The 4,384-nt window shown below is 66.5% G+C and carries 4 protein-coding genes; 3 read left to right on the top strand and 1 reads right to left on the bottom strand.

The annotated features are described in order from the left end of the window. From QZZ33_RS12380 to QZZ33_RS12370, 3 genes are all read left to right on the top strand, one after another. A partial coding sequence (locus QZZ33_RS12380; RefSeq protein ID WP_291380354.1) for an ATP-binding cassette domain-containing protein occupies positions 1 to 959 on the top strand: 959 nt, incomplete at its 5' end. A 97-nt stretch (positions 960 to 1,056) separates the two neighbouring features. Beyond that, entirely contained in the window at positions 1,057 to 2,505 is a 1,449-nt protein-coding gene (locus QZZ33_RS12375; RefSeq protein ID WP_291380353.1) for a DUF4032 domain-containing protein, read from the top strand. A gap of 4 nt (positions 2,506 to 2,509) precedes the next feature. Then, positions 2,510 to 3,364, top strand: coding sequence for an HAD family hydrolase (locus tag QZZ33_RS12370; protein ID WP_291380352.1), 855 nt, complete (start codon positions 2,510 to 2,512; stop codon positions 3,362 to 3,364). A gap of 29 nt (positions 3,365 to 3,393) precedes the next feature. Here QZZ33_RS12370 and rlmB read toward each other — a convergent pair whose 3' ends face one another. After that, the gene (gene rlmB / locus QZZ33_RS12365; RefSeq protein ID WP_366476169.1) at positions 3,394 to 4,107 is read right to left on the bottom strand and encodes a 23S rRNA (guanosine(2251)-2'-O)-methyltransferase RlmB; all 714 of its coding nucleotides are present in this window, start codon (positions 4,105 to 4,107) and stop codon (positions 3,394 to 3,396) included. Positions 4,108 to 4,384 lie beyond the last annotated feature (277 nt).

Genomic DNA, 4,384 nt, shown 5'->3' with positions numbered 1-4,384 from the left:
TCACCAACGTGCAGCCCAAGGACCGCGACATCGCCATGGTGTTCCAGTCCTACGCCCTGTACCCCCACATGACCGTGGCCGAGAACATGGGCTTCGCGCTCAAGATCGGCAAGGTCGACAAGGCAGAGATCCGCCAGCGCGTGGAAGCAGCCGCCAAGATCCTCGACCTCGTCGAGTACCTTGACCGCAAGCCGAAGGCACTCTCCGGTGGTCAGCGCCAGCGCGTCGCCATGGGCCGCGCCATCGTCCGCCAGCCGCAGGTGTTCCTCATGGACGAGCCGCTGTCGAACCTCGATGCCAAGCTCCGTGTCCAGACGCGCACGCAGATCGCCGCCCTCCAGCGTCGTCTCGGCGTCACCACCGTCTACGTGACGCACGACCAGATCGAGGCGCTCACCATGGGCGACAGGATCGCCGTCATGAAGGACGGCATCCTCCAGCAGGTCGGCACCCCGCGCGACATGTACGACACCCCGGCCAACGTGTTCGTTGCTGGCTTCATCGGCTCCCCCGCCATGAACATCGGCACCTACCAGGTGGTCAACGGTGCAGCCCAGGTCGGTCGCGGCCAGGTTCCGCTCGGTCGCGAGGTCATCGCTGGACTCAAGGACGAAGACAAGAACCACGTGGTGCTTGGCTTCCGCCCAGAGTCGCTCGACCGCTCCGCCCCGAACGCTGAGGGCGCCATCCCCGTCGAGGTCGACGTGGTGGAAGAACTCGGTTCCGACGCGTTCGTCTACGGCTCGGTGCCGAACGAGTTCGGCGACAGCAAGGACATCCACTTCTCCGCAGGCGACTCGCAGATGGTCGTGCGCATCGACCCCCGCGACGTGCCCAAGAAGGGTGACACCATCTGGGTCACCATTCGTGCAGGCGAGCAGCACACGTTCTCCGCAGCCTCCGGCGCACGCCTGAGCAGCGGCGGCGTGACCACGAAGGCATCGCCCAAGAAGAAGTAGTTCACCGCACACGCGAAAGGGCGGTCCGGTTCTCCGGGCCGCCCTTTCGCACGCGTGGGGCGTACCGACGCACGTGCGCACCCCCTACCCTTGACTCATGCCACTGCGCATTACAGGGACCGCCGACGCGTCGCTCATCAATCTCCCATGGTCCGTTCCGCTCTCGGTCTGGCCGGAAGATCGCATCGCGGCGCTCCCTCGCGGCCTGTCGCGCCACGTGGTCCGGTTTGTGCGTTACGGCGACGGCGTGCTCGCGATCAAGGAGACCAATCCCGAGATCGCTCAACGCGAGTTCTCGATGCTGAGCGAACTTCGCCGCATGGGAGCCCCTTGCGTGCGGCCCATTGCTGTTGTGGCAGGCCGTGTCGACGGCGCAGGCAACGAACTCTCGGCCGCCCTCGTCACAGAGCACTTGGCGTTCTCCTTGCCATACCGGGCCCTGTTCAGTCAGGGCTTGCGAAAGTCCACCGTGAAGCGGCTCATCAACGCGCTGTCGGTGCTGCTGGTGCGGCTCCACCTCAACGGGTTCTACTGGGGCGATGTGTCGCTCTCGAACGCGCTCTTTCGCCGTGATGCGTCGGAGTTCTCCGCGTACTTGGTAGACGCCGAGACGGGGGACATGCACCACAGCCTCACCGCCGGTCAGCGCGACTACGACCTCGACATCGCCGTCACCAACATCACGGGAGAACTTCTCGATCTCCAAGCAAGCGAGGACCTCGACGAGGCTATCGACCCGTTCGAGATCGGCGAGCGCATCCGCAAGCGCTACGTGGATCTATGGAGTGCGCTGACGGAAACAGAGACGATCGAGGCCAACGTGCCGTACGAGGTGTCGCAACGTGTCAGGGCGCTCAACGACATGGGCTTTGACGTCGGTGAGATCGACATGGAGCAGACCTCGGACGGCACGGCCGTGCGCATCCGGCCCAAAGTGGTGGATGCGGGACACCACTCGCGCAGGCTCTTGCGCCTCACGGGGCTCGACGTGCAGGAAAACCAGGCCAGACGCCTGCTCAACGACGTCGACGAGTTCAGCACTATCCATTCAGACGAATACGCCAGCTATCGTGCCGACGACCTCGACACGGAGACCTTTGCCGCGCATCGGTGGCTGACCCACATCTTCGAACCCACTGTCAAAGCGGTCCCTCGCGACTTGCGAGGAAAACTCGAACCGGCGCAGATCTTCCACGAGATCATGGAACACCGCTGGTATCTCGCCGAATCTGCTGGCCACGACGTGCCGATGCCGGTGGCCACCGCGTCGTACGTCAAGAACGTGCTGCCCACCAAGGCCGACGAGAAGGCCGTCCTGGGCCGCACGCTTGCCGAGATGACTGCCGAGCTCCCCGCACTCACCGCAGAGGTCGGCACCGTGTACGGCGAGACTCGAGACGCGTACGAGAACGACAACACCCACGGGTGGGGTCGGATGCCTGAGCCTGACGACGCGACGCCGCCCGAGGTGCGCAGGGAAACGACCCGCAAGCCAGTGACCGCGAAGCCCAACCCCAGGTCGACCGCACCAGAGGCGGACGAGTAGCCACGTGACAAGCCCGCCCCTTCGCGGCGCTCCCGGACGGCGCGCGCTCTTCCTTGACTTCGACGGCACCTACGCCCACCACGGCGTCGTCCCCTCGGCGCACGCCGAGGCGGTCTCTTCCGCGCGATCCCGAGGTCACCTCGTCTTCCTGTGCACGGGTCGACCGCTGTCCCTGGTGCCGGACGAGGTGCTCGGGTCCGGGTTCGACGGGTTCGTGGCGACGGCGGGCGCCTACGTCGAGCATGGTGGCGACATCCTGCTGGATCGGCGATTCTCGGATGACCTCGCGGCACGGGCGCTCGATCAGTTGGACAGGCACGGCTGCATGTACATCCTGGAGACCCCCGACACGACGTTCACGCGCCAGGCGGTGGTGGACGCGATGACGGAGCACGCACGGCACTCACGGAGCCCTGAGGCCGCAAGGGGCCTGCACGCCATCCTCGACGCGCTGACGGTACAAGAGGACCTCACCCTGATCCGGCCCTCGAAGGTGACATCGTTCGCGGGTCCGGTGCCGCTAAGCGACATCGGGGACCTGATCGGCCCTGACGTCGACGTCATCCCTGCGTCGCTCAGCGACCTTGGTGAGGGCGCAGGGGAGATGTTCTTGGCGGGCGTCACCAAGGCGACCGGCATCGCCGTCGCGCTCGACCACCTCGGGCTATCGCGACACGATGTCGTGGCCTGCGGGGACGGCCCCAACGATCTCGAGATGCTTCAGTTCGCCGGCACATCCGTGGTGATCGATGGCTCGGCGCCAGAGCTGATGGCCACCGCGGACCTCGTCGCCGCCGGGCCAGCCGAAGCGGGCCTCGTGGAGGCTTTCATCACGATGGGGCTGATCGAGCGCCCCTAGCGCCCCTCTGAGCGCCACGCTCGCCCCACCTAGCGCGCCGTCGCCTTGGATGCCTCGTACAGGGCGATCGACGCAGCGACGGAGGCGTTGAGGCTCTCCGTGGCGGACGAGATGGGAATCGATGCGATCTGGTCGCACGTCTCGCGAACGAGCCGCGACAGGCCAGCTCCCTCGGCGCCCACCACAATGACGAGCGGTCCGTCAAGCAGGTTCGACTCCGCGAGCTCCACGTCGCCGTCAGAGTCGAGGCCGACCACAAAGAGTCCGGCCTTCTTGTAGTCCTCAAGGGCGCGCACCAAGTTGGTCGCTCGCGCGACCGGCAACCGCGCCGCGGCCCCAGCAGAGACCTTCCACGCCGCCACCGTGACCCCTGCTGCGCGGCGCTCGGGAATGACAGCCCCGTGCGCGCCGAACGCAGCCGCTGAGCGCAGAATCGCGCCCAGGTTGCGGGGGTCCTGAATTCCGTCAAGAGCAATCAGCCTGATGGGGCTCGGTGCCTCGAGCAAGTCGCCGGGCTGCAGGTACTCATAGGGAGCCACCTCAAGCGCGACGCCTTGGTGAGGGCTGCCGTCGGCAATCCGATCCAGCACGGGCTTGCTCACCTCCCGCACCTCGATCTCGCGCTCGACCGCCTTCGAGACGATCTCGGTGATGCGGTCGTCCGCATCCACACGCTCGAACACGAGCAACACGTTGGCGGGAAGGCCGGCGCGCAGCGCCTCCAACACGGAGTTGCGGCCGATGATGACGTCGTCGGCCTTAGACGTCCTGTCACGGGGTCCGCCGCCGCGAGCGCCCGCCCGCTTTTCTGCGGCGGTCTCGGATGCCTGCTTCGCCTTGTACGCCTTGTGGTAGGGCCGATCCTCGGCCCGCGGGGTTGGCCCCTTGCCTTCGAGCGCCTTGCGGCCCTTGCCGCCGGTGCCGGCGCTGGGTCCCTTCTTGATCCGTCGCGTGGCGCCTGGGCGCTTCTAATTGCCTGCCATCAGTTCTCCTCTGCGAGCGACCAGCGCACGCCTTCTG

Source organism: Demequina sp. (assembly GCF_016278775.1).
Lineage (GTDB): Bacteria > Actinomycetota > Actinomycetes > Actinomycetales > Demequinaceae > Demequina.
This window is presented reverse-complemented; position numbering and strand designations above follow the sequence as displayed.